Source organism: Zoogloea sp. JDB1, from assembly GCF_056724025.1.
In genome coordinates, this window is the sequence record NZ_CM161496.1 from 3,424,024 (window position 1) to 3,447,257 (window position 23,234).

The 23,234-nt window shown below is 66.8% G+C and carries 18 protein-coding genes; 14 read left to right on the forward strand and 4 right to left on the reverse strand.

Annotation, left to right across the window (positions count from 1 at the left end):
- Positions 1-88 precede the first annotated feature (88 nt).
- On the reverse strand, positions 89-970 hold the full coding sequence (locus AC1PPK_RS15455; protein ID WP_481113922.1) for a LysR family transcriptional regulator: 882 nt from the start codon (positions 968-970) through the stop codon (positions 89-91).
- A gap of 157 nt (positions 971-1,127) precedes the next feature.
- Between AC1PPK_RS15455 and AC1PPK_RS15460 the strand changes: the two genes are divergently transcribed.
- Both AC1PPK_RS15460 and AC1PPK_RS15465 read left to right on the forward strand, forming a co-directional pair.
- Positions 1,128-2,276 carry an FIST N-terminal domain-containing protein gene (locus AC1PPK_RS15460; protein WP_481113923.1) on the forward strand — a complete coding sequence of 383 codons (1,149 nt, stop codon included), beginning with the start codon at positions 1,128-1,130 and terminating at the stop codon, positions 2,274-2,276.
- Positions 2,269-3,417 carry a histidine kinase gene (locus AC1PPK_RS15465; protein WP_481113924.1) on the forward strand — a complete coding sequence of 383 codons (1,149 nt, stop codon included), beginning with the start codon at positions 2,269-2,271 and terminating at the stop codon, positions 3,415-3,417. Before AC1PPK_RS15460 ends, AC1PPK_RS15465 begins: the two co-directional genes overlap by 8 nt.
- Here AC1PPK_RS15465 and AC1PPK_RS15470 read toward each other — a convergent pair.
- Both AC1PPK_RS15470 and AC1PPK_RS15475 read right to left on the reverse strand, forming a co-directional pair.
- Positions 3,374-6,028 carry a sensor domain-containing diguanylate cyclase gene (locus tag AC1PPK_RS15470; protein WP_481113925.1) on the reverse strand — a complete coding sequence of 885 codons (2,655 nt, stop codon included), beginning with the start codon at positions 6,026-6,028 and terminating at the stop codon, positions 3,374-3,376. The two genes, AC1PPK_RS15465 and AC1PPK_RS15470, sit on opposite strands and share 44 nt — an antisense overlap.
- A gap of 120 nt (positions 6,029-6,148) precedes the next feature.
- Positions 6,149-7,096, reverse strand: coding sequence for a TetR/AcrR family transcriptional regulator (locus AC1PPK_RS15475; protein ID WP_481113926.1), 948 nt, complete (start codon positions 7,094-7,096; stop codon positions 6,149-6,151).
- A 333-nt stretch (positions 7,097-7,429) separates the two neighbouring features.
- Here AC1PPK_RS15475 and AC1PPK_RS15480 point away from each other — a divergent pair, with 333 nt between their 5' ends.
- The 12 genes from AC1PPK_RS15480 to AC1PPK_RS15535 all read left to right on the forward strand — a co-directional run bounded on the left by AC1PPK_RS15480 (position 7,430) and on the right by AC1PPK_RS15535 (position 22,502).
- Positions 7,430-8,464, forward strand: coding sequence for a branched-chain amino acid ABC transporter permease (locus tag AC1PPK_RS15480; protein WP_481113927.1), 1,035 nt, complete (start codon positions 7,430-7,432; stop codon positions 8,462-8,464).
- Positions 8,461-10,314 carry a branched-chain amino acid ABC transporter ATP-binding protein/permease gene (locus AC1PPK_RS15485; RefSeq protein ID WP_481113928.1) on the forward strand — a complete coding sequence of 618 codons (1,854 nt, stop codon included), beginning with the start codon at positions 8,461-8,463 and terminating at the stop codon, positions 10,312-10,314. Before AC1PPK_RS15480 ends, AC1PPK_RS15485 begins: the two co-directional genes overlap by 4 nt.
- Positions 10,314-11,072 (forward strand): ABC transporter ATP-binding protein, encoded by a 759-nt coding sequence (locus AC1PPK_RS15490; RefSeq protein WP_481113929.1) that lies wholly within the window; start codon positions 10,314-10,316, stop codon positions 11,070-11,072. The genes AC1PPK_RS15485 and AC1PPK_RS15490 overlap by 1 nt, the downstream gene beginning before the upstream one ends.
- A gap of 108 nt (positions 11,073-11,180) precedes the next feature.
- Entirely contained in the window at positions 11,181-12,323 is a 1,143-nt protein-coding gene (locus tag AC1PPK_RS15495; RefSeq protein ID WP_481113930.1) for an ABC transporter substrate-binding protein, read from the forward strand.
- Positions 12,324-12,339: 16 nt separating this feature from the next.
- Positions 12,340-14,208, forward strand: coding sequence for a feruloyl-CoA synthase (locus AC1PPK_RS15500; protein WP_481118230.1), 1,869 nt, complete (start codon positions 12,340-12,342; stop codon positions 14,206-14,208).
- A 40-nt stretch (positions 14,209-14,248) separates the two neighbouring features.
- Entirely contained in the window at positions 14,249-15,019 is a 771-nt protein-coding gene (locus AC1PPK_RS15505) for a crotonase/enoyl-CoA hydratase family protein (protein WP_481113931.1), read from the forward strand.
- Positions 15,016-16,275, forward strand: a complete 1,260-nt coding sequence (locus tag AC1PPK_RS15510) for a thiolase family protein (protein WP_481113932.1) — start codon at positions 15,016-15,018, stop codon at positions 16,273-16,275. The genes AC1PPK_RS15505 and AC1PPK_RS15510 overlap by 4 nt, the downstream gene beginning before the upstream one ends.
- 50 nt (positions 16,276-16,325) lie before the next feature.
- On the forward strand, positions 16,326-17,093 hold the full coding sequence (locus AC1PPK_RS15515; protein WP_481113933.1) for an SDR family NAD(P)-dependent oxidoreductase: 768 nt from the start codon (positions 16,326-16,328) through the stop codon (positions 17,091-17,093).
- A 10-nt stretch (positions 17,094-17,103) separates the two neighbouring features.
- Positions 17,104-17,523: an acyl-CoA thioesterase gene (locus AC1PPK_RS15520; RefSeq protein ID WP_481113934.1), complete on the forward strand. Its 420-nt coding sequence runs from the start codon at positions 17,104-17,106 to the stop codon at positions 17,521-17,523.
- 204 nt (positions 17,524-17,727) lie between these two features.
- Complete coding sequence (locus tag AC1PPK_RS15525) at positions 17,728-19,074, forward strand: porin (protein WP_481113935.1); 1,347 nt, start codon at positions 17,728-17,730, stop codon at positions 19,072-19,074.
- Positions 19,075-19,132: 58 nt separating this feature from the next.
- On the forward strand, positions 19,133-20,920 hold the full coding sequence (locus AC1PPK_RS15530) for an acyl-CoA dehydrogenase (protein WP_481113936.1): 1,788 nt from the start codon (positions 19,133-19,135) through the stop codon (positions 20,918-20,920).
- Positions 20,921-20,933: 13 nt separating this feature from the next.
- Positions 20,934-22,502 (forward strand): acyl CoA:acetate/3-ketoacid CoA transferase, encoded by a 1,569-nt coding sequence (locus AC1PPK_RS15535; protein ID WP_481113937.1) that lies wholly within the window; start codon positions 20,934-20,936, stop codon positions 22,500-22,502.
- Here the strand turns inward: AC1PPK_RS15535 and AC1PPK_RS15540 are convergent.
- Positions 22,499-23,119, reverse strand: a complete 621-nt coding sequence (locus tag AC1PPK_RS15540) for a DVUA0089 family protein (protein WP_481113938.1) — start codon at positions 23,117-23,119, stop codon at positions 22,499-22,501. The genes AC1PPK_RS15535 and AC1PPK_RS15540 overlap by 4 nt on opposite strands.
- Positions 23,120-23,234: the final 115 nt, after the last annotated feature.

The following is a 23,234-nucleotide window of genomic DNA, read 5'->3' on the forward strand; positions in this document are numbered from 1 at the left end:
TGGACGAAGGGGGTGACGAGGGTGTTTGGAAACCGGTCTCTCATCGACCACGCCCTCCTGGTAAAAAGCCGCTATCTGCCCCGGGCGTCTATTCTCCCAATCGTAGCGCTTCCACGAGCAATGCCTCGGCCATCGGCGAGCGCGGCTGGTGGTTGAGCAGGAGAAGGCCGGTGGCCCATTCCACGACCGGTTCGCGCAGATCGTAGGCACGGATGCCGTTGGGGACACCGATCAGATCGAGCACGGCGCGTGGCACGATGCTCGACCAGTGGCCGGCGCCCACGTGGGCCAGGATGCTGACGATGGAGTCCGTCTCCAGCGTCGGCCGCGGCTTGTGGCCGATGGTCGCGAAGACGCCGTCGATGGTCTGGCGGTTGTGCATGTTTGGGGGCAGCAGGCACAGGGGTAATTCAGCGGCCTCCTGCCAGGTCACCCATTCGCGACCTTCGAAGGGGCCATCGGCGGGCGTGATCAGCACGTGGTTCTCGCACCACAGCGGCGTGGCCGACAGGTCGCCGGTCGCCGCTTTCAGGTAGGTGATGCCCCCATGCAGCTCGAAGCTGCGCAGCCCAGTGAGGATCTGCTGGGTGCTCATGGACAGCACTTCGATGTCCACATGCGGGTGGTGGCGCGCAAAGGGGGCGATGAGGGCGGCGACTGCGGTGAGGGCGGTGGGAATCACGCCCAGCCGGAGCTTGCCCGACAGGCCGTCCTGTAGCTGGGCGAGTTCCTGGCGCAGCCCTTCGGCCCGGGCGGCCATCTGGCGTGCACATTCGAGCACCCGTTCGCCCTCCGTCGTCAGTCCGGAGAATTGCTGTCCCCGCTCGACAATGGTGACGCCCAACTCATGCTCCATGTCGCGGATGGCAGCCGACAACGTAGACGTCGACACGTGGCAGGCTTCGGCGGCGCGGCCGAAGTGCCGTTCCCGGGCGAGGGCGATGAGGTAGAGGTATTTGCGGGCGATCATGGGGTGATGTTGGCTGCGGGATGGGTCAATTATCGCCCAGTGTGGCGGTTCGCGACTGTAGCGGGGGGCGCGTAATACGCTCTTCCCAAGCCCCGCTGTTTTCGGCAGAGTGCTGCGACGGGGACTCAAGGCCCCGCACCGTCGAGAGAGAGCCCTCATGGACGTCGTTCACGCCTGTTGTTCTGCCCAGTCCTGTGCCGTCGATGCCGCTGCAGCCGTGCGTGAGTTTCACGCCGGTGTCGTGCAGCCGGACATGTCGGCCGTGATCTTCTTCTGTTCGAGCCACTACGATCTGGATGTGCTGGCGTCGGAGATGTGCGCCTGTTTCCCAGGCGTCACCGTGGTGGGCTGCACGACCGCGGGAGAGATCGGTCCGGTGGGATACCGGGACTGGAGTCTTTCCGGTGCAAGTTTTGCCGGTGCGCACTTCTCCGTGCAGGCGGGCTTGCTGAGCGGCCTTGCCGATTTCGACCTGGATGCGGGGCGACGCTTTGCCTATGCCTTGTACGACGAACTGGAGGTCCATGATGACCGACGCAACGGCTTTGCGCTGATGCTGGTTGACGGGTTGTCGGTGCGCGAGGAACTGGTTGCGCGGGCCTTCCAGGATGGCATCGGCAATCTGCCGCTGGTGGGTGGTTCGGCTGGAGACGATCTGCGCTTTGCGAGGACGCAGGTTTATTTCGATGGCGCCTTTCACGAGGATGCTGCAGCGTTGGTGGTGGCCCACACCGATTGCCCCGTCCATGTGTTCAAGACCCAGCATTTCGAGTGTCTGGATGAGCGTCTGGTGGTCACGGCCGCCGATGCGGGGCAACGGATCGTCAAGGAGATCAACGGCCTGCCAGCGGCCAGCGAGTATGCGCGGATTGCCGGTGTCGGCGTCAAGGACCTGCGTCCCGATGCCTTTGCGGCCGTGCCGGTGGTGGTGGTCATCAACGGTTCGGACTATGTGCGCTCGATCCGCAGCGTCAATCCGGATGGCAGCCTGACGTTCTACTGCGCGATCGAGGAGGGGCTGGTCTTTCGTGTGGCACGTGCCACCGATCTGCTGGCCGATGTGCAGGAGACCTTCCAGGGCATTCGCGACGCATTGGGAGAACCCCGGCTGACCCTCGGCTTCGATTGCGTACTGCGCAACCTCGAAATGGGGCAGCGCGGGCTCAAGTCAGCGGTGGATGAGATTTACCGACGGGCGAACAGCGTCGGGTTTTGCACATATGGCGAGCAGTTTTGGGGGGTGCATGTGAATCAAACCCTGACCGGGTTAGCGATTGGAGAATATCGGGAGCTTGGCCATGACTGAGCCTGTCGAGCTTCAAGGGGAAGACGCCATGAAGGCGGAGGTCATCCGTCTCAACAAGGTGGTGGCCGCACTGATCAAGCGTGCCGAGCAGTCCATGAACTCCCAGACCACCAGCTTCGGCATGTTCCAGAACACCTTGCTGCTCGAGCAGCAGGTCCGCCGGCGAACACAGGAGCTCGAGATCGCCTTGCGCAAGAACGAGGCGATGAATCGGGAACTGCAGCAGGCCAAGGCGCGCATGGAGCGGGAGATCGAGGAGCACAAGCTGACCCAGGCGGCACTGGAGGGTGAGAAGGAGGAGCAGAAGGTGCTGATCCGCCAGCTTGAGGATGCCCATGGCCAGTTGCTGCAGTCGGAAAAGCTGGCTTCCATTGGCCAGTTGGCGGCGGGCGTGGCCCATGAGATCAACAATCCGATCTGTTTCGTCAATTCCAATCTCGGCACACTCAAGGATTACGCCGCCAAGCTGCTGGACGTGCTGGCGGTCTATGAGTCCTGTGACGCGCGTCTGCAGATGGATCCGGAGGTGGCGGCCCGCCTGCAGCAGGCCCGACGTGCGGCGGACATCGATTTCCTGCGTGAGGACATGGCGCCGCTGATCGAGGAGTCGCTGGAGGGCACTGAGCGGGTCCGCGTGATTGTGCAGGATCTACGCGATTTCTCGCGGGCCGGGGAGAGTGTTCGGGAGTGGACCAATCTCCATGGTTGTATCGACAGCACCCTCAACGTGGTCCGCAACGAGATCAAGTACAAGGCCGACGTGGTGCGCGACTACGGAGAACTACCGTTGGTGGAGTGCCTGCCGTCCCAGCTCAACCAGGTGTTCATGAACCTGCTGGTCAATGCAGCCCAGGCCATCGCAACCCACGGCACGATCACCATCAAGACCTATGTCGATGGCGACACGGTGCGGGTTGCCGTCAGCGATACCGGCGCCGGTATCGCCCCCGAGATCCGGGCCCGGATCTTCGACCCCTTCTTCACCACCAAGCCGGTGGGCAAGGGGACCGGCCTCGGTCTGTCCTTGTGCTACGGAATCGTCGAGCGCCATGCCGGGCGCATCGAGGTTGACAGCACGCCGGGCTGTGGTTCCACCTTTACTGTCGTGTTGCCGGTGAGTCGTCCGACCCCCGCGCCTTGATCACTGCGGGAGTGGTAGCAGGGCGGGCCTGGGCTACCTGCCAGGTTCCGCGCCCGGCCTGCTTGGCGCTGTACATCGCGGCATCGGCGGCGGCGATCAGCTTGTCGGGGGTGTCGCCGTCAGTGGGGAAGAGGCTGAGCCCTACGCTGCATGAGACATCGACGACATGGGTGCCCAGGCGATGGGGCTCGTTCAGCACCGAGACGATCTTTTCGGCTACCCGGTTGGGCAAGTCCGCAATCTGCAGATCGGGCAGTACCGCGATGAATTCGTCTCCGCCCAGACGGGCCACGGTGTCCTCGTCGCGCAGGCAGTTTTCCAGGCGGCGGGCGACCTGGCGCAGCAGTTCGTCGCCGGCTGCATGTCCGTACGTGTCGTTGATCGGCTTGAAACGGTCCAGGTCGACGAACAGGACCGCCACAGATGTCTGGTTGCGGTAGGCGCGGGCGATGGCCTGCTGGAGGCGGTCCTCGAGGCGCTTGCGGTTGGCCAGGCCGGTGAGTGGGTCGAAGTTGGCCTGGCGCCACACCGCGTCGGCCTCGCGCTTGCGGTCGGTGACGTCGCTGAACAGGCCGACGTAGCGCTTGCCGCGGCCGAGCCGTTCCGGCACGACGTTGATGCGCAGCCACGAGATGTAAAGGCGGCCATCCTTGCGGCGATTGCTGATTTCGCCCTCCCAGCGTCCGTCCTGTTCGAGGTGCTGCCATAGGCCGGTGTAGAAGGCTTCGTCATGGATGCCTGAGGCGAGTACGGACGGCCGCTTGCCGACCACCTCGGCCTGCGTGTAGCCGGTGAGGATCGTGAAAGCCGGGTTCACCGCGATGATGCGGCTTTCCGAGTCGGTGACGATGATGCCTTCGCTGGCCACCTCGAAGACGGATTCGGCGACGCGCAGGGACTCCTCGGCATCAACCAGCTTGGTGATGTCGGAGAAGGAGAGCACCGCCGCGGCCCCCTGCGTGGCACTGCCGACATGCAGCGGGCGGCTGCTGACGGTGATCCAGACGCGCTTGCCGTCCAGGTGCTGCACGCTATAGAGCTGATGGTCGACGAACTCGCCGCGGGCTGCGCGCGACGACGGATAGTCGGCGAGAGCCAGTTGCGTGCCTTCCGCGTCGTACATCAGGTAGCCGCGCGAGTGCATCTCCGCTGCGCCGACGCCGAGGATGGCGAGGGCGGCCTCGTTCCACGCCGCGACCCTGCCGTCCCGGCTCATGACGCTGATGCCGTCGGCGACCGTCATGAACAGGTTGCGATGCAGATCTTCGCTTTCGGCGAGGCGACACTCCAGTTCGCGGCGGGCAGTGACGTCATGGACGATGGCGTACAACATTGTCCTGCCGTCCACCTCCACCGGTCCCGAATACACCTCCACGTCCCGTTCGCTGCCGTTTGCCAGGCGATGGTGGGCGGTGAAGAAGGTGCGCTCCTCGCGCAGGGCCCAGAGCATCTCGAGGCGATCCTGCTCCGGCGCCAGCCGGTTGAGATCGCTCATGCGCAATTCGAGCAGGGTTTCCCGCGGGTAGCCGTAATAGCGTATGGCAGCCGGGTTGGCATCGACGATGCGGCCGTCCTGCGGATCGATGACCAGTTTGACCGACGCGTTCTTTTCGAAAAAGGAGCGATGGCGGCGCTCGCTGGCCACCAGGGCTTCCTGCTGGCGGGCTGCGCGGTGGAGCAGGTGTGAGACGACTCCTGCCAACAGCAGGACGATGGCGCTGCCAACGGCGGTCCGGAAATGGGAGCGATCGATGTCTGCATTCAGGCGTGCCAGCGACACATTCTCGTCGAGGCCTACATTGACGACTACCGGGTAGTTGTTCAGGCGATGCCAGGCATAGGTGCGGGCGATCGTGTCGAATGCGGCTGTCGTCCGGAAAGTGCCCTGCGCCGGCGCGTCGCTACGGAGGAAGGGGCGGTCGGCTGGCAGGCGCTTGCCCATCGCCTCGAGTAGTCGCGGGGTACGGACAAGATAGCTGCCGTCGGTACGGAACAGGGAGACCACATTGAGGCCGCTCTGTTCGATCTGCTGATGGCCGTCTGCGAGGTACTGGGGGGCGAGCGACAGGACCATGACACCGGCGAATTCGCCGTTGTGGCGGATGGGGCGGGTGAACTGGATGGACCACACCCCCGAAGCGCGGCCCAGGACCGGGTGGCTGATGAACAGGCGATCGTCCGGCGTAGCCAGGTGGGCGCGGAAATGTTCCCGGTCGCCCAGGTAGGTTCGTTCGGAGCGGCCGACGCTGGTTTTCCGGAGGTAGCCGTCGGGGGCGATCACGGCCACCTGCACGATGGCGTTAGGGGGGAAGCTCTCGCGAATCGTCCGGATGGTTTCGTCGATGTCGCGCCCGGCCGCGTATTCATCGCGCAGGTGGCGCAGCGCCAGGTCGATGCTGCGGATGGTGGTTTCCGTATGGGCGGCGACAGAGTCCGCGAGTTCGACCGCACGCAGGTTGATCTGCGCCAGTGCCTCATCATGCAACTGCTCGTAGAAGGCTTCCACGCGCCACCAATAGATGCCGACCGCCCCGGAGGCCAGCGCCAGCGTGAGCCATGCGAGTATCGGCAAGCGCCTGGCCCGTAGACGCGGGATACGGAGATTCAGCACGGGGCACTCCAGGCGCCGGGCACTGGGCGGGGCATCGAATGGGAAGGGGCTGCTGGCACGGAGTCAGGGCGTCAGAATTCGGCCCCTGATTATAAATAGGCTCTATTTCTATGCCTTAAGTTATACATGCCCGTCGTGAGTAATTTCCGGCCCGACGTGCTCCGGGCCGTCCTGCGGTGCGAGGGGCGCCACGCCGTCGCGGATCATGTCGAGCATTGCCGACGCGATCTGGGCTGGTGTGCGTTGCCCCGGGCGGTACCACAGGTAGACCCAGTTCATGCTGCCCAGCAGGGTCAGGCGCAGCAGGCTGGGGTCGACGCCGGGGCGCAGGGGCAGGGCGTCGATCAGTTCGCGGAAGACCAACTCGTATTCGTCGCGGAAGGGCTGGATGCGCGCCTGGAGGCTTTCATTGCCGATGAGGGCCAGGTTGGTGCCGGTGATGCGGTCCACCGGCGAGCCGTCGGTCATCCCGTGCACGTGCACTTCGCAGGCGCGCCGCAGGCGTTCCCATGGATCGGTGATCCCTTCGCCGGCCGCCTTGGCACGCTTCAGCACGCGGCGGAAGCCCTCCCGGTGAACGGCGATGTAGAGCTCTTCCTTCGACGGGAAGTGGTGATAGATCGAGCCTGGCAGCAGGCCGACGCGGCTGGCAATGTCGCGGATCGAGGTACGGTCGTAGCCGGCAGTGCTGAACAGCTCGGCCGCCGCGTTGATGATGATCTCGCTGCGTTCCAGCGGTTCGTCTGCCGTCGTGCCTCCGTCTCCGCCGGGATGGAGCAGGCGGGCGGTGACGGAGTTGCGTTCGAGCAGTTCGCGCTGGCTGTCGGTCAGCGCCTCCATGCCTTTGGCCGAGTCCGCGGCCAGCGCGTTGAGGCGCTTCACGGTGGTTTCCAGATCGTGCTTCTGCCAGATGTAGCGCACCCCCGACGGGGAGATGCGGTAACCCTGTTCCTGCAGCCGCCGGGCGACGGCCGCCTGCCCGAGTTCGGGTTCGCTGCGCGCCAGTTCGAGAATTACCGTTTCGCTGTCCTGCGCGGGCGCAGTGGGTGTTGCCTGCTGTGTTGCCATTGATCCTGCCTTTCCTGTCCCCATCAGTCTAAACCAGCCGCCGGCAGAGCTGCCGCGGGAGGATTTCCCCGTCACCGAAATTTTAACTAATTAGTTATCCAAGTGTTTGACAGGGTAGTTAGTCGACGTTAGAGTGGCATCACGCTGCAGGCATAAGGCAGCGCCCACCGGAAAAGAGCAGCACAAGCTGCCGTCCGGTTCCACTTACAGGAATGTGAGGAGACAACAGATGTGCCCGAGACCGAGCTCTCAAGCTCCGGTTTCATCGGTTCCCCTGCGGGGTCGGGCGTGGCGCGGCATGGTCCGCGGCGCCGGCAGGTCGGGGAGGCTTTGATGGAACTGGACATTGCGCTGATCCTGACCCAGGACGGCATCACCACCGGCGCGGTGTATGCGCTGCTGGCCCTGGCGCTGGTACTGGTGTTCGCCGTGACCCGCGTCATCTTCATTCCCCAGGGCGAGTACGTGGCCTACGGGGCCCTCACGATGGCCATGCTGCAGCAAGGGAAGGTGCCGGCGACCCTGTGGCTGCTGGTCGTCCTCGGCGCGTTGGCCGCTGGGCTGGATGCCTGGAAAGTGCTGCGCGGCGGCAGCCGGGCCGGGCTGGCCGCCAGCTTCGGCTGGTGTCTCGGCTACCCGCTGGCGCTGGCCGCACTGCTGTACGCGCTGCCGGCCAGCCAGTCGGTGCTCGTGCAGGCGTTGCTGACGCTGGCGATCCTGGTGCCCCTGGGGCCGCTGGTGTATCGGCTCGCCTTTCAGCCGGTGGCGGAGGCGCCGGTGCTGATCCTGCTGATCGTCTCGGTGGCGATCCACGTGGCGATGGTCGGCCTCGGCCTGCTGTTCTTCGGCGCCGAAGGGGCACGCACATCGGCCTTCTCCGATGCCCAGTTTGCGTTGGGTAGCCTGACCGTCAGTGGCCAGCAGGTGTGGGTGGTCGCCGTGTCGGCGGCGCTGATCGGCGGGCTGTGGCTGTTCTTCGAGCGCAGCCTGTACGGCAAGGCCCTGCGCGCCACCGCCATCAACCGCAACGGCGCACGGCTGATGGGCTTCTCGCCGGTCTTCGCGGGCAAGCTGACCTTCCTGCTGGCGGCCTTCATCGGCGTGCTGTCGGGCATCCTGATCGCGCCGCTGACCACCATCTACTACGACACCGGCTTCCTGATCGGGCTCAAGGGCTTCGTCGCAGCCATTGTCGGCGGCCTGGCCAGCTATCCCATCGCCGCAGCCGGCGCGCTGCTGGTCGGCGTGCTGGAGTCCTTCTCGTCCTTCTGGGCCAGCGCCTACAAGGAAGTCTTCGTTTTCACGCTGATCATCCCGGTGCTGATGTGGCGCTCCTTCACCAGCCACCACGTGGAGGAGGAAGAATGAACGCGCCCATCCGCAATGCAGCCGTGACGCTGCTGCCCACCACCGCTCCGGCCCCGGCCACCCGTTTCGCCCTCAGCCTGCCGCTCGCACTGTTGGTTGTGCTGGCGGTGGCGCCCGCGGTGCTGCCCGAGTTCTACGTGACCCTGCTCAACTACATCGGCCTGGCGGCGATGGTGGCCCTCGGCCTGGTGTTGCTGACCGGCGTCGGTGGGCTGACCAGCTTCGGCCAGGCGGCCTTCGTCGGCATCGGTGCCTACACCACGGCGGTGCTCACCACCAGCCAGGATCTGCCGGCCTGGCTGGCTTGGGCGTCGTCGCCCTGGGCGGCGCTGGTGGTCGGCCTGCTGCTCACCGCTACCGTGGCGCTGATCCTCGGCTCCCTGACCCTGCGTCTGTCCGGCCACTACCTGCCGCTCGGCACCATCGCCTGGGGCATCAGCCTGTACTTCCTGTTCGGCACCATGGACACCCTGGGTGGACACACCGGCGTCACCGGCATCCCGCCGATCAGCCTGTTTGGCTGGGAGCTGGACGAGGGCCGCGAGCTGTTCTACCTGATCTGGGCCTTCCTGCTGGTGGCTGCGCTCACTACTCGCAATCTGCTGGATTCCCGCGAAGGGCGGGCGATCCGTGCGCTGAAGGGCGGCATGGTGATGGCCGAGGCGATGGGCGTGAATACCTCCCGCTCGCGGATGATCATCTTCGTGATCGCCGCACTGCACGCTGCCGCCTCGGGCTGGCTGTATGCCCACCTGCAGCGCTTCGTGAATCCGTCGCCCTTCGGCGTGCATGTGGGCATCGAGTACCTGTTCATGGCGGTGGTCGGCGGTGCGGGACAGGTGTGGGGGGCCATCGTCGGCGCCGGCGTGATCACCCTGCTCAAGCAGTGGCTGCAGGACTGGCTGCCGACCCTGCTCGGTGCGTCCGGCAACTTCGAGACGATCATCTTCGGCCTGCTGATGGTGCTGGTGCTGCAACGGGCGCGGGAAGGCCTGTGGCCGCTGATCGCCCGCCTGGCGCCGAGCCGCGGTACGGTGCGCCACGTGGATGCTGCCGCCGAGCCGCTGCCGCGCAAGCCGATGCCGACCGCCGGCGAGGTGATCCTCGAAGCGAAGAACGTGACCCGGCGTTTCGGCGGCCTCGTCGCCAACAACGACATGAACCTGCACGTGAAGGCCGGCGAGATCCTGGCGCTGATCGGCCCCAACGGTGCTGGCAAGAGCACCATGTTCAACCAGCTGTCCGGCGTCGATACGCCGACCTCCGGCGAGGTGCTGTTCCGCGGCCAGTCCATCGCCGGCCACGATTCGCGGGAAATCGCCCGCCTCGGCATGAGCCGCAGCTTCCAGCATGTGCGCCTGCTGCCGCGGATGACGGTGCTGGAAAATGTCGCCCTCGGTGCCCACCTGCGCGGCAGCCGCGGCGTGCTGCCGGCCGCCTGGCGTCTCGACCGGGACGAGGAGGCCCGTCTGCTGCGCGAGGCCGCCTGGCAGATCGAGCGCGTCGGCCTCGGCGAGTTCATGCACGCCGAAGCCGGCAGCCTGGCCCTCGGCCAGCAGCGCATCCTCGAGATCGCCCGGGCGCTGGCTTCCGACCCCTGCCTGCTGCTGCTCGACGAGCCGGCCGCCGGCCTGCGCCTGAAGGAGAAGCAGGCCCTCGGCGAGCTGCTGGTCAAGCTGCGCGGCGAAGGCATGGCGATCCTGCTGGTGGAGCACGACATGGACTTCGTGATGGGCCTGGTGGATCGCGTGGTGGTGATGGAGTTTGGCCAGAAGATCGCCGAAGGCCTGCCCGACGAGGTGCAGCAGAACCCGCGCGTACTGGAAGCCTACTTGGGGGGAGTGGAGTGATGAACACGACGACCCGCAACGTGCTGGAAGTCAGCAAGCTGTGCGTGGCCTACGGCAAGGTCGAGGCGCTCACCAACGCCAGCCTGCGCGTCGGGGAAGGGCAGATCGTCACGGTGATCGGGCCCAACGGAGCCGGCAAGACGACGATGCTGTCGGCGATCATCGGCCTGCTCGAATCAAAGGGCCAGGTGCGCTTCGACGGTCAGCTGGAAGTGGCGCCCGACGTGGAGCGCCTGGTGGCCGGCGGCATGAGCCTGGTGCCGGAAAAGCGCGAGCTGTTCGGTGAGATGAGCGTGGAGGACAACCTGGAGCTGGGCGCCTTCCACCGCTACCGCAGCGGCGATCGCAAGTACAAGGACACGATGGAGGAAGTCTTCGGCCTGTTCCCGCGCCTCAAGGAGCGCCGCAGCCAGGCCGCCGGCACGCTGTCTGGCGGCGAGCGGCAGATGCTGGCGGTGGGCCGCGCGCTGATGGCCAAGCCCAAGCTGCTGATGCTCGACGAGCCCAGCCTGGGCCTGGCGCCGCTGATCACCCGCGAGATCTTCCGCATCATCGCCGAGCTGCGCCGCCGCGGCGTATCGATCCTGCTCGTCGAACAGAACGCCCGCGCCGCACTGGCGGTGGCCGACTACGCCTACGTGCTTGAAACCGGCGCGGTGGCGATGGAAGGTCCGGCCGAGCAGCTGCGCGACGACCCGCGGGTCATCGAGGCCTACCTGGGCCTCGGCGGCAAGCACCAGGACATGCTGGCGACGTGACCGGCAAGTAAAAGGACAACAGCAAACCAAACCGAAGCCGGGCGCCAAGACCCGCTCACCGAGAAACCACGCCCCGGCGACGGGGCACAAGAGACCAAAGGAGCAACAATGAGGATGAAGAAACTCGCAGTCGTGTTTTCCGGTGCCGCACTGCTGGCCAGCCAGGCCGCGCTGGCCGACATCACCGTCGGCGTCTCCCTGTCGTCCACCGGGCCGGCGGCGTCCCTCGGCATTCCGGAGAAGAACGTCTTCGCGATCCTGCCGACCAGGATCGCTGGCGAGAACGTGAAGTACATCGTCCTCGATGACGCCACCGATCCGTCGGCCGCGTCGAAGAACGCCCGCAAGCTGGTGTCCGAGGACAAGGTAGACGTGCTGGTCGGTTCGGCCAGCACGCCGGCTTCGGTGGCCATCGCCGAGGTGGCCTTCGAGAGCAAAACGCCGCAGATCGCCATCTCGCCGGTCAACGTGCCGGCCGACAAGAACGTCTGGGTCTTCCGCACGCCGCAGAACAACGCGCTGATGGCAGGCGCGCTGGTGGACAACATGAAGGCCCGCGGCGTGAAGAGCGTCGGCTTCATCGGTTTCTCCGACGTGTATGGCGAGGACTGGCTCAACGTCGTCACGCCACTCTTGGTCCAGGCCGGCATCAAGCTGGCGGCGGTCGAGCGCTACGCCCGCAACGACACCTCGGTCAGCGGCCAGGTGCTCAAGCTGGTGTCGGCGCGGCCCGACGCGGTGCTCGTCGCGGCCTCCGGCAGCCCGGCGGCGCTGCCGCAGACGGCGCTGGTCGAGCGCGGCTACAAGGGCCAGATCTACCAGACCCACGCGGCGGTGAACCAGACCTTCCTCAACGTCGCCGGCAAGGCTGCCGAGGGCGTGATCATGCCGGTCGGCCCGGTGGTCGCCGCCAAGCAGATTCCCGACAGCCATCCGTCGAAGAAGCTCGGCATCGAGTTCGTGCAGAAGTACGAGGAGAAGTATGGCGCCGGCAGCTTCGTGTCTTTCGCCGGCCATGCCTTCGACGCCTATCGCCTGATCGAGGCGGCGGTGCCGGTGGCCCTCAAGAAGGCCAAGCCCGGCACGCCGGAGTTCCGCAAGGCCCTGCGTGACGCGCTGGAAAGCAACAAGGAAGTGGTCGCCACCCACGGGGTATACAACATGAGCCCGACCGACCACTTCGGCCTCGACCAGCGCGGCCGGGTGCTGATCCACGTGGTCGGCGGCGCGTATACGCTGCTCACCAAGTAAGGATGGGGCGATGAACATGCTGAATGAAATCACCGATCTCAGCCGGCCGATGTTCACGGAGCCGCTGGTGCTGATCGAGGCCCGCGCCGACGGCACGCGCATCCTGCGTTCCGGCATCCCGCTGCCCGATACCTACGCGCGCTGCGTCGGCGAGTGGCTGGAGCACTGGGCCCGTGTCACCCCGGAGCGGATGTTCCTCGCCCAGCGCGGTGCCGACGGGGCGTGGATCGAGGTGAGCTACGGCGAGGCGCGCCAGCGGGTGGTGCGCATTGCCAGCTGGCTGCTCGGCCAGAACCTGTCGCCGGAGCGCCCGGTGGTCATGCTGTCGGACAACTCCATCGAGCACGCACTGCTGATGCTGGCCGCGATGCACATCGGCGTGCCGTCCTGCGCGATCTCGTCTGGCAACTCGCTGCTGTCGAAGGACCACGCCAAGCTCAAGGGCAACATCGAGCTGCTGCGCCCCGGCGTAATCTACGCCGACCCGGTGGAGCGCTTCCTGCCGGCCATTGACGCGACCCGCCACCTGCACAACGGCGTGGTGGTGGCCGGCGGTGGCAGCGCGCGGGTGGATGGCACGATCCCCTTCGCCGAACTGGAGGGCGAGGCCAACGAGGCGGCGGTGATGTCGGCCTTCGCGCGCATCACGCCGGACACCATCGGCAAGTTCCTGTTCACTTCCGGCTCGGTCGGCACGCCGAAGGCCGTCATCAACACCCAGCGCATGATGTGCTCCAACCAGAAGGCCAAGGAGCTGATGTGGCCGGTGCTGGCCGAGGAGCCGCCGGTGCTGATGGAGTGGCTGCCGTGGAGCCACACCTTCGGCAGCAACCACAACTTCAACATGGTGCTGCGCTGGGGTGGTTCGCTGTACATCGACGAGGGCAAGCCGACGCCGGCCCAGATCGCCACCACCGTCGCCAACCTGAAGGAAGTTTCGCCGACGGTGTACTTCAACGTGCCGCGCGCCTACGACATGCTGGTGCCGCTGCTGCGCGAGGACAAGACGCTGCGCGACAACTTCTTCCGCCGCCTGAAGTTCATCTTCTACGCCGGTGCCGCGCTGCCCAACCACCTGTGGAGCGCGCTTGAGGATCTGTCGGAGGAGTCCACCGGCAAGCGCATCCTGATGGTGTCCTCCTGGGGCGCCACCGAGACCGGGCCGATGGCCACCGACTGCCACTTCCGCGCGGTGCGCTCCGGCGTGATCGGCGTGCCGGTGCCGGGCACCGCGCTGAAGCTGGTGCCCGCCGCCGACAAGATGGAGGTGCGGGTCAAGGGGCCCAACGTCTTCCCCGGTTACTGGCGCCAGCCGGACGTCACTGCTAAGGCTTTCGACGACGAGGGCTACTACATGATCGGCGATGCGGTGGAGTTCGTCGATGTGGTGCGCCCGGCCCTCGGGTTGTTCTTCGATGGCCGCGTCGGCGAGGACTTCAAGCTCCTCACCGGCACCTGGGTGCACGTGGGTTCCCTGCGGGTGGCCGGCATTGATGCGCTGAAGCCGGTAGCCCAGGACATCGTCGTCACCGGCCACGACAGGGACGAGATCGGCTTCCTGGTCTTCCCGAACATCCCGGAGTGCCGGACTCTTTGCCCGAACCTGCCGCCCGACGCGCCGGTGGAGCAGGTGCTCACCAACCCGGCGGTGCTGTCCCGCATTCGTCAGGGTATGGCGATGATGAAGAACCTGGGCGGCGGCACCTCCACCTATCCGGCGCGGGCGCTGCTCGTTGCCGAACCCCCGTCGGTGGAAGCCGGCGAGATCACCGACAAGGGCTACATCAACCAGCGCGCAGTGCTCAACCGCCGCGCCGACCTGGTGGCCTACCTCTACGCCGACGTGCCCGACAAGACCGTCATCACGGTGCACGGCGCGGTGTAGGCAGCGCCCGGACCGACAAGAACGACAAAAGGAAACAGCAATGAGTGAACAACTCGTCAAGACGTCGCAGGATGGCGTCATCTACACGATCACCCTGGCGCGGCCAGCCAAGCGCAACGCGGTGTCCGACCGCCTGCTGCGGGCGCTGGACGAGGCCCTGACGGCGACACCCGAAGGTACCCGGGCGATCATCCTGGCCGGGGAGGGCGACCACTTCTGCGCCGGCCTCGACCTTTCCGAACACCAGCACCGGGAGCCCTTCGGCGTGATGCAGCACTCCCAGTGGTGGCACCGCATCTTCCACCGTATCCAGCACGGCGGTATCCCGGTGATCGCCGCGCTGCACGGGGCGGTGATCGGCGGCGGACTGGAACTGGCCACCGCGACGCACATCCGCGTGGCCGAGCCGAGCACCATCTACCAGCTGCCCGAAGGCCGCCACGGCATCTTCGTCGGCGGCGGCGCATCGGTGCGCGTGGCCAAGATCATCGGGCCGGGCCGCATGTGCGAAATGATGCTGACCGGCCGCATCCTCGACGCGGAGGAGGGCCAGCGCCTGGGCCTGTCCCACTACGTGGTCGGCAAGGGCGAGGCGCTGGCCAAGGCCCAGCAGCTCGCCGCCCGCGTCGCCGAGAACGCCCCGATGGCCAACTGGGCGATGTGCTCGGCCATCGCCCGCATCGACAACATGGCCACCGACGACGGCTTCTTCGTCGAATCCCTCACCGCCGCCCTGACCCAGACCAGCCCCGAAGTGGCCGGCCGCATCGGCGAATTCCTCCAGCGCAAAGGACAAGGACCCCGCACATGAGCACCAATGCTTTCGCCGCCTCCGAAGCGGCCGCCCTCGGCACCACCTATGACGACATCTGGCTGGTGGCCGGCCAGCGCACTCCGTTTGCCGATTACGCCGGCCCGCTGCGCGATGCTTCCGCCACCGACCTGGGCATTTGCGCCGCCCGCGCGCTGTTTGCGAAGAGCGGCATCCCGGCCAGCGAGGTGAACGCCATCATCGCCGGCAACATGGCCCAGTCGAGCTTCGACGCCTACTTCCTGCCGCGCCACATCGGGCTGTATTCGGGCGTCAATCCGCTGGCCCCGGCGCTGCTGGTGCAGCGCCTGTGCTGCACCGGCTTCGAGACCATCCTGACCGCCGCCGACCAGATCACCCTCGGCAAGGCCAGCGTGGTGCTGGCGGTGGGTACCGAGTCCATGTCCCGCAACCCGGTGGCGGCCTACACCCACCGCGCCGGCTTCCGCATGGGCCAGGTGGATTTCCGCGACTTCCTGTGGGAAGCGACCAAGGACACCGCGCCCGGCATCGGCATGGGCGACACCGCCGAGAACCTGGCGCGCCGCTACGGCATCGGCCGCGAGGAGGTGGACCGCTTTGCCGAGCAGAGCTTCGCCCGCGCCTGCGCCGGCTGGGAGAGCGGCTGGTTCGCCGACGAGGTGACGGCCGTCGAGAACGCCACCTGGGAGCTGGAGGGCTACAAGCCGCGCGGCATCAAGCTGGCCGACCGGCTGGCGCGCTTCGAGCGGGACGGCCACGTGCGCCCGACCTCCTTCGAGACCCTGAACAAGCTCAAGCCGGCCTTCGGCGGCGTGCAGACCGGCGGCAACAGCTCGGCCATCGTCGATGGCGCGGCGGCGGTGATCGTCGCCCGCGGCGACTGGGTGCGCGCCCACGGCCTCAAACCGCTGGCCCGCATCGTCGGCGGCGCGGTGGTCGCGGTGCCACCGGAAATCATGGGCATCGGTCCGGCGCCGGCCATCCGCGCGGCGGCGGCCAAGGCCGGCATCACCGTCGGCGACATCGGCCGGGTGGAGATCAACGAAGCCTTCGGCGCCCAGTACCTGGCCTGCGAGCGGGAACTGGGGCTGGACCGGGACAGGGCCAACGTGCATGGCGGCGCCATCGCCATCGGCCATCCGCTCGGTGCATCGGGCGTGCGCCTGACCCTCACCGTCGCCCGCGAACTGCGGGAGGCCGGCCAGCAGTACGGCGTGTCGTCCGCCTGCGCCGGCGGTGGGCAGGGCGCGGCAGTGCTGCTGGAAAGCGCCTGATCGCCGCCGTAGGAAGACATCGCCCCAAAAAACATACGGAGACACAGCCAATGCAGCTTCACAACCATACCTTCATCGTCACCGGCGGGGCCTCGGGCCTTGGCGAAGCCACCGTGCGGGCCTTCCACGCCGCCGGCGCCAATGTCGTGATCGCCGACCTGAACGCCGAGCTCGGCGACCGGCTGATTACCGAACTCGGCGAGCGCGCCGCCTTCCAGCGCACCAACGTGGCCGCCGAGGCCGATGCCCAGGCCGCCGTGGCGCTCGCAGTCAGCCGCTTCGGCGGCCTGCACGGGCTGGTCAATTGTGCCGGCATCGGCAACGCCGCCAAGGTGCTCGGCAAGGACGGGCCGCTGGCGCTGGACGCCTTCGCCAGGGTGGTGAACGTGAACCTGGTGGGCAGCTTCAACATGATCCGCCTGGCCGCCGATGCGATGAGCAAGGGCGAGGCCGGCCCCGATGGCGAGCGCGGGGTGATCATCAACACGGCCTCCGTCGCCGCCTACGAAGGGCAGATCGGCCAGGCTGCCTACGCGGCATCGAAGGGCGGCATCGTGGCGATGACGCTGCCCATCGCCCGCGAGCTGGCGCGCTACGGCATCCGCGTGGTGACGATTGCGCCGGGCCTGTTCATCACGCCGATGATGCATACGCTGCCGGCCGAGGTGCAGGCCTCGCTGGGCGCCTCGGTTCCGTTCCCGCCGCGCCTCGGCCAGCCGGCGGAATACGCGGCGCTGGCCAGGCACATCGTCGAAAACGTGATGCTCAACGGCGAGACGATCCGCCTCGACGGCGCCGTCCGCCTGGCGGCGAAGTAAGGAGGCGACGATGGCCCGCAGCCACACCCACCGCCTGCGCATCGCCTTCAGCGACTGCGATCCGGCGCAGATCGTGTTCTTCGCCAACTACTTCAAGTGGTTCGACACGGCCAGCCGGGAGTTCTTCACCGCCTGTGGCGTGCCGAGCTGGCGTGACACCACCGCCGAGCGGGGCATCATCGGCACCCCGCTGGTGGATGCCCAGGCCAAGTTCATGAACTCGGCCACCTACGGCGAGGACATCGCGATCGAGTCCTCGGTGGAGGCCTGGAACACCAAGAGCTTCGTGATGCGCCACGTTGCCCGCCGCGGCGACACGGTGCTGTGCGAAGGCCGCGAGGTGCGGGTCTTCGCCCGCCAGGACCCGGAAGATCCGCTGCGCATCCGCGCAGTGCCGATCCCCGAGGACTACCGGGCGCTATGCACCTAGCCGGCTGACCCAACGCCGGGTAAGCCCGGCCTGCTCCCTATCTGATGCGCCCGCTGGGGCCGCGCCGCCGACCTTGCCCGTCGCGGTCCGGCCCGGAGCCGGTGCGTCCTAAGGATTCATGGAATGGCGACTGTCGCCCCGTGAAGGCGCCCGTACGGGCAAAACCATGCCGGCCTCGATGCCGGACCAAGGAGGAGACCCACGATGAAAACAATAAACCGTCACACCGCACAAACCTTCAGCACCTGGCAGCGTCCGCTGGCCGTGGCCGTGCTGGCCGCTTGTGGCCTCGGCGCCAGCGTACCGGCTCTGGCCGATGCGGAGAACGACGCGCTGAAGCGCGAAGTGGCCGAGCAGAAGGTGCTGATCCAGCAGATCCTCGGTGAGCTGCAAAGCCTGCGTGCCGCCCAGGCGGCTGCGCCCGCAGCGGCACCGGCCGCAGCCCCCGCGACGGGTGTCGGCGCCAAGGTTGCCAGTCTGGTGCCGGGCGCACCGCAGCTCAGCTTCTACGGGGTGCTCGACGGCGGCTACGAGCACATCGGCAACGTGCAGCAGGGCACCAGCAAGGGCAGCCTCAACCGGCTGCCGAGCGTCACTGGCACCATCGCGTCGCGGGTCGGCGTGAAGGCGGTGAAGGACCTCACCGAGGGCTACAAGGCCATCGGCGTCGCCGAGGCCGGCTTCAACATGGACGATGGCTCGCTGGGCCAGGGCGGCCGTTTGTTCGGCCGCCAGCTGTACGCGGGCATCGACACGCCGATAGGCACCTTCACCTTCGGCCGCCAGTACTCCATGCTGCTGTTCGGCATGGACAGCTCCGACCTGCTGGGCCCCAACATCTACGGCCTCGGTTCCTTCGATTACTACCTGCCGAGCGCCCGTTTCGACAACAGCATCGCCTGGCGTGGCACCTTCTCCAAGCTGTCGATGGGTATCAACTACAGCGCCGGCCGCGACACCAAGGGCGGCACGCCGTCGTCCGGCACCTGCGCCGGCGAGATCGCCGGCAACGCGGACTCCTGCAAGGGCTGGTCGGCGATGATCCGTTACGACGACGAGCGCTTCGGCGTGGCGGCGGCCACCGATGTGCAGCACGGCGGCACCGGCGCCACCGCGTCCTTTTTCAACGGTACCGCGGCGATTCCCTTCACGAATTCCGGCGACACCGATACCCGCACCGCGTTGGGCGGCTACGTGAAGCTGGGCCAGGGCAGGATCGGCGTCGGCTGGCTGGGCCGCAAGGTGGATGCCGCCGCGGCGCAGGTGAAGTCCGACATCTACTACGTGGAAGGCGCGCACCCGATCACCACCCGTATCTCGGTGGATGGCAGCTTCCAGCGCATCCTCAACAAGGACCAGGAGCGGGACGGCAGCCTGATCGTGCTGCGCGGCTTCTACTCCTTTGACAAGGACTTCTCGACCTACCTGCAGCTGGCCCATATCGACAACAGTTCCAAGGCCCAGTACGCGGCGTCGGTCGGGGCCGGCATTTCGCCGCCCGCCGGCGGCTCGCAGAATGCCAGCATGATCGGCCTGCGCTACCGCTTCTGATCCCTTCAACCTGAAACCCGGGGCCCGCAATGGCGGGCCCGGCTGTGGAGACGCCACCATGACCGACTATCAAGCCCCCCTGCGGGACATGCAATTCCTGATGAAGGCGCTGGCCGGACTCGATGACATCGCCCGCCTGCCGGGTTGCGAGGAGGCCAGCGAGGACCTGGTGAACGCCGTGCTGGAAGAGGCCGGCAAGTTCGCCGCCGGCGTGCTGGCGCCGATCAACCGCCAGGGCGACCTGCAGGGCTGCCGGCTGACCGAGGACGGCCGGGTGATCACCCCCGACGGCTGGGCCGAGGCCTACAAGCAGTTCGCCGAGGCCGGCTGGATCGGCCTGTCGCTGCCTGTCGAACACGGCGGCCAGGGCTTGCCCAAGCTGCTGTCTACTGCGGTGTGGGAGATGTGGTTCTCCACCAACATGGCCTTCACGATGCTGCCGCAGCTCAACGTGGGGCAGGCCGAGGCGCTGCAGATTGCCGCGTCCGACGAGCAGAAGGCCCTGTGGCTCGGCAAGGTGGTGAGCGGCGAATGGGCGGCGACGATGAACCTCACCGAGCCCCAGGCCGGCTCCGATCTGGCCGCCACGCGTTGCCGCGCCGAGCTGGGCGAGGACGGCAGTTATCGGCTGTTCGGGCAGAAGATCTTCATCTCCTACGGCGAGCATGAGCTGACCCCCAACATCGTGCACCTGGTGCTGGCGCGCCTGCCGGACGCGCCGTCCGGCGTGAAGGGCCTGTCCCTCTTCATCGTGCCCAAGTACCTGCTCGACGCGGACGGCCAACCCGGAGCGAAGAACGACGTGCGCTGCATCTCCATCGAACACAAGATGGGCATCCACGGCAGCCCGACCTGCACCTTGAGCTTCGGCGATGCCGGCGGCGCAGTCGGCTGGCTGGTCGGCCAGCCGAACCGGGGCCTGGAAACCATGTTCATCATGATGAACGAGGCCCGCTTCGGCGTCGGCGTGCAGGGCCTCGGCCTTGGCGAACGGGCCTACCAGTACGCGCTGGCCTACGCCCGCGAGCGCGTGCAGGGGCGTGACGCGGTGAGCGGCGAAGCGGGGCGGCCGATCATCCATCACCCGGATGTGAAGCGCATGCTGCTTGGCATGCGCGCCCGCGTGATGGCGATGCGCGGCCTGCTGTACACCGCCGCCGGCTGGTTCGACATCGCCAACCACAGTCTGGACGTAGCGGCGGCCGGCAAGGCCCGGCGCTACGTGGACCTGCTGATGCCGGTGGCCAAGGGCTGGTGCACCGAGGTCGGCAACGACGTGTGCGATGAGGCAATCCAGGTCTTCGGCGGCATGGGCTTCGTCGAGGAGACGGGCATCGCCCAGTTCTTCCGCGACGCTCGCATCATCACCATTTACGAAGGCACCACCGGTATCCAGGCCAACGACCTGGTCGGCCGCAAGATCCTGCGCGAGAACGGCGAGACCCTGCGCGAGTTGATCGCCGAACTCCGCGACGGCGCGGCCTTGCTGCGCGGCGATGATTTTGCGGCGCTGGCCGACGGGCTGGACGCCGCCGTCGCTGCGCTGGAAGGCACGACGGATTGGATCCTCGCCAATGGCAAGACCCGCCTGGCCGATGTGCTCGCCGGCGCGGTGCCCTTCCTGCACCTGCTCGGCAGCGTGATTGGCGCGTGGCAGATGGGGCGCATGGCGCAGGCAGCACGCCGCCAACTCGCGGCCGGCGAAGGCGACGCGGCCTATCTGCGCAGCCTGGTGGAGCTGGCCCACTTCTATTTCGCCACCGTGCTGCCCGAAGCCGCCGCCCGCGCCCACACCGTGCAGACCGCCGGCCCGGCATTGTCGGCCTTCAGCGAAGCCGCCTTCTGATAAGGAAAAATTCATGACCACCCGTTTCATCGAGGCGGGCGACGTCGCTCGCCTGATTCCCAACGGCGCCACCGTGTTCTGCACCGGCATGGGCCTGGCCGGTTTTCCGGAGGAGGTCGCCAAGGCCATCGAGGCGGCCTTCCTTGCCACCGGCCATCCGCGCGACCTGACGCTGTATCACTCCACGGGTGTAGGCAACGGCAAGGACCGGGGCATGCACCATTTCGCCCATGAAGGCCTGATCAAGCGCCTGGTCGGTGGGCACTTCGGTGTCGGCGGGCCGAACCTGATGAAGCTGATCATGGAGGAGCGCATCGAGGCCTACAACCTGCCGCAGGGCGTGCTGGCCCTGTTGCCGCGCCAGGTGGCGGGGCGCCGGCCGGGCTTCATCACCAAGGTGGGGCTGGGCACCTTCGTCGATCCGCGCATCGAGGGCGGCAAGGTGAATCGCAGGACCGAGGAAGACCTGGTGAAGCTCATCGAGATGGATGGCGAGGAATGGCTGCAGTTTAAGGCGCCGAAGGTGGATGTCGCGCTGATCCGCGGTTCGGTGGCCGACGAGAAGGGCAACATCACGATGGACCGGGAGGGCGTGCTGCTCGAGAGCCTGTCGGTGGCCCAGGCGGCGCGGGCCAGCGGCGGCATCGTGATCGCCCAGGTGGAGCATGTGGTGCGCGCGGGTTCGCTGCACCCCAAGCAGGTGAAGATCCCCGGCGTGGTGGTGGACTACGTGGTCGTCGGCAAGGCGGAGAACCACCTGCAGACCATGGCGACCTACTTCAACCCGGCCTATGCTGGCGACATCAAGGTGCTGCGCGGCTCCACGCCGCCGCTGCCGCTGGACCCGCGCAAGGTCATCGCCCGGCGGGCTGCAATGGAACTGAAGGCCGGTGCGGTGGTGAATCTGGGCATCGGCATGCCGGAAGGTGTCGCCGCGGTGGCCGCCGAGGAACACGTGGATCAGCTGATGTCCCTGACGCTGGAGACGGGCCCGATCGGCGGCGTGCCGGCGGGCGGCTTCGACTTCGGCCACGCGCTCAATGCGGAGGCGGTCATCGAACAGCCTGCCCAGTTCGACTTCTACGACGGGGGCGGCATCGACGTGGCCTTTCTCGGTCTCGCGCAGACCGATGCGGCCGGGAATGTGAATGTCAGCAAGTTCAACGGCCGGCCGGTGGGTTGCGGAGGCTTCATCAATATCACGCAGAACGCCCGCAAGGTGGTGTTCTGCGGCACCTTCACGGCGGGCGACCTAGAAGTGGAGATTGCTGACGGCCGTGTGACGGTGGTCCAGGAAGGCGGGCACAGCAAGTTTCTCGAACAGGTGGAGCAGATCACCTTCAGCGGCCACTATGCCCAGGGCATCCGCCAGCCCGTGCTGTACGTGACCGAGAGGGCGGTGTTCCGGCTGACCGAAGAGGGTATGGAGCTCGTTGAAATCGCGCCGGGCATCGATCTGGAGCGGGACGTGCTCGCGCATATGCGCTTCCGGCCGATCATTCGCGATCTGACGCTGATGGACGCGGAGATCTTCAAGCTGGAGTGGGGTGGGTTGGCCGGATTGCTCGGGGAGCGCGGCTAGCGGCGGCGGGACAGGTAATAGCGGATCACTCCGAACACGACGCCGGCGATACCGAGTAGCAACAGGGTTCCCGGCTCGGGTGCTCCGTTGGAGCGGTCGGGTATGCCGACGTTAAGCCTGTAAAAAGTGGAGCCAAGAGTGCCTGGTTGCCCAAGACTGCTGAAACCGTCACCCAGGGTACCGACGCCGGTGTTCTCGGCAATGGACATATTGGCGAAACTACCGAGAGCGACCGTGTAATCACCGGGGGTGAGGGCGAAACTCAAAGCGAAGTCGCCGCCGGTGGAAAAGGCCTGAACGTAGTTCGAGCCGAAGAAGCCGGCAGCGTTGCCGCTGCCGCTGAACAGGCTGAAGTAGGGATCGACCCCCCCGCCGGCAAAGCCAAGGCTGGTGAAGCTGACGGTCCCACTGGTGGCGACGTTGAAAGTGTACAGCGCGACGTTATTTGCAATCGCTGCGTCGGTGCTGAATTGGGGGGCGCCCAGATCGCTGCCCGCGAGGGCCGCATTGCCTGGATCGTTGAGCTGACCGGAAAAACTGTAGTCGACGGCGAAGGCTTGCGGGTTGACGCAGAGCAGCGCGAGGGCAAGGCAGGTAGGAAGGCCGGAGTATTGCATGGGTGTCTCCGTGAGACCGGGCCGGCACAAGGTGGATCATGTGCGGTGCGGTCACACGCATGCATCATACGTGCCTTGAAATTAAGCTTTTTTAATTCAATGGCTTGGCGTTATG